This window comes from uncultured Amnibacterium sp. (assembly GCF_964245895.1).
Classification (GTDB): Bacteria; Actinomycetota; Actinomycetes; order Actinomycetales; family Microbacteriaceae; genus Amnibacterium.
The window spans coordinates 1-2,622 of record NZ_CAXTOQ010000257.1 but is presented as its reverse complement, the minus strand read 5'-3'; the positions used below and the strand labels follow the sequence as shown (position 1 = coordinate 2,622).

The window sequence follows — 2,622 nt, the reverse complement described above, 5'->3', positions numbered from 1 at the left end:
ATCGACGAGGCGTTCCTGGTCGCCCAGCGGCGGCTGCTCGCCTGGGGCATCACCGGCTGGCAGGACGCGATGATCGGCGTCGTCCACGGCCTGCCCGACCTGCTCGCCTCCTCCCTCCGGCTCGCCGACCGCGGCGCGATCGTCGCGCACGTCGTCGGCGCGCTGTGGTGGGAGCGCGATCGCGGGCTCGAGCAGGTGCCCGAGCTGGTGCAGCGCCGCGCGCTCGCCGCGGGGCGGGAGCGGTTCCGCGCGACGAGCGTGAAGATCATGCAGGACGGGATCCCCGAGAACTTCACCGCGGCGATGCTGACCCCGTACCTCGACGCGCACGGCCACGAGAGCGGCGAGACGGGCAAGAGCTTCGTCGATCCGTCGCTGCTGCGGGAGGCGGCGATCGCGCTGGACGCGGAGGGCTTCCAGCTGCACGTGCACACGATCGGCGACCGGGCCGTGCGGGAGGCGCTCGACGCGATCGAGGCGGCGCAGGCCGCCAACGGCGCGCGGGACGCCCGGCACCACCTGGCGCACATCCAGGTCGTGCACCCGGACGACGTCCCGCGGTTCGCGCAGCTGGGGGTCGTGGCGAACGCGCAGCCTTACTGGGCGACGCACGAGCCGCAGATGGACGACCTCTGCATCCCGTTCCTCGGGGCGGAGCGGGCACGCTGGCAGTACCCGTTCGGCGCCCTCGCCCGCGCGGGCGCGACGCTCGCGTTCGGCAGCGACTGGTCCGTGACCACCGCCGACCCCCTGCAGATCATCCACGTCGCGGTGAACCGCGCGCTGTTCGGCGCTCCTCCGGCCGAGCCGCTGTGGGGCGAGCAGGCGCTCTCGCTCGGCGACGCGATCACGGCCGCGACGGCCGGCACCGCGTTCGTGAACCACGACGAGCACCGGGCGGGCCGGCTCGCCGTCGGCCTGGAGGGCGACCTCACGATCCTGGACCGGGACATCACCGCGGCCCCGGCGGCCGAGATCGGCGCCGCGTCGGTGGTGGCGACGGTCGTCCGCGGCGAGGTCGTCTTCACCGCCTGAAGTTCGCGGACGGATCCAGGACGCGGAGCGGGACGCCGTCCGTGATGCAGGAGCGGAAGCCGCACCCGGTCCTGAAGGAGGGACGCCGTCGATGCGCGCGGGTCCGCCGGCGTCACGTCCGCAGGGAATGGTCCCTGGATCGGGAGCGAATGCCGCCTTCCGTCCTGATCCGGATACCTCTTCCTGAACACGGCACGCAACGTGCGGATCTCGGGAAGGCAGGTCCGTGGACCTGCGGATTCCCCTGACGGCCCACCCTCTGTGATGCGTGAATCGGTCCGGACGGACCTGAGCGAGGACCACGATCATCGATTCAGGCCTGCGTCGAGGCCCTCCGCTGAGCGGCGCGGGACATCAGGAGGCGGACGATCACGATGACTGCTGCAACGACGACTGCCGCATCGTCGCTGAGTCCGAGACCGGGGATCGGGTCCGGGATCACGTCGAGCGGTGACGGCCACCCTCGACACGCGGACGAAGAATGGTTCGCGGATCCGCAGTTCTCGGTCGACACGCCGTCTCCGAAGGCCTCCGCCGCGGCGTGTCGCCTCGGAACTGCGGATCCGCGAACCGTCATGCCCCCGTTGAAGGTCAGCCGCCGGCGAGGGTGCTGGCGAGGCTCATGCCCTCGCCGGTGCGCCGGCGGGAGGTGATCAGCACGACCGCGACGAGGGCGAGCGCGACGAGCGTCAGCAGCAGCATCAGCGTCGACATCGCCGCGATCGCGGGCCGCAGCGACGACCGGACCGACGCGAACACGTAGACCGGGAACGGGGTCGCGTCCGCGGTCGAGACGAAGCTGGACAGCACCGTGTTGTCGAGGCTCAGCGTGAACGAGAGCAGCGCGCCGGAGATGACGGCCGGCCGCATCAGCGGGAACGTGATGTCGAAGAAGCGGCGGATCGGCGGCGCCCCGAGGTCGGCGGCGGCCTCCTCCAGGGACTCCGACAGCCCGGCCATGCGGGCCCGGACGATGAAGGTCACGACCGCGCAGGAGAACAGCGAGTGCGCCACGATCAGCCGCACGATGCCGGAGTTCAGCGGCGCGAAGCCCCAGTCGGTGCCGAGGGTGACGAACCAGGGCAGCAGCGAGACCGCGTTCACGATCTCGGGGGTGACCATCACGAGCCCGAGCAGCGCGGTCAGCCAGCCGATCCAGCGCGCGCCGGCCCGCCGCGCGACGGCGACGCCCGCGAGGGAGCCGAGCACCGCGGCGACGAGGGCGGAGAAGATCCCGACGTAGATCGACACCTGCACGCCGCTGGTGATGGCGGAGTTCGCGAGCGCGTCCTCGTATGCGCCGAGGCCGAAGCCCCGGTACGACTGCAGCAGCCGGCCCTCGTTGAACGAGTAGGCGACGATGACGAGCACCGGGAAGAACAGGAACAGGAAGCCCAGCACCCCCCAGACGCCGAGCAGCACCGTGCCGGCGTCGGCCCGGCGCCTGCGGCCGACCGGGGCCGGCGCGGGGGCGGTCGTGGACGCGGGTGCGGCGACGGCGGTCATGCGTTCCCCTCCAGCACCGGGATGTGCTCGTACCGGTCCACGATCAGCTTCACGAGCCGGAACAGCAGGCCGAAGACGACG

General features: G+C 72.0%; 3 protein-coding genes. 1 reads left to right on the top strand and 2 read right to left on the bottom strand.

Features of this window, described 5'->3' with window-relative positions; translation table 11 throughout:
* On the top strand, window positions 1-1,035 hold a 1,035-nt coding region (locus ACFE60_RS18715), incomplete at its 5' end, for an amidohydrolase (protein WP_375390356.1).
* Between the two features lie 313 nt (window positions 1,036-1,348).
* Here the strand turns inward: ACFE60_RS18715 and ACFE60_RS18710 are convergent.
* Complete coding sequence (locus ACFE60_RS18710; protein WP_375390355.1) at window positions 1,349-1,612, bottom strand: DUF1232 domain-containing protein; 264 nt, start codon at window positions 1,610-1,612, stop codon at window positions 1,349-1,351.
* A gap of 14 nt (window positions 1,613-1,626) precedes the next feature.
* Complete coding sequence (locus ACFE60_RS18705; RefSeq protein ID WP_375390354.1) at window positions 1,627-2,541, bottom strand: ABC transporter permease; 915 nt, start codon at window positions 2,539-2,541, stop codon at window positions 1,627-1,629.
* Window positions 2,542-2,622: the final 81 nt, after the last annotated feature.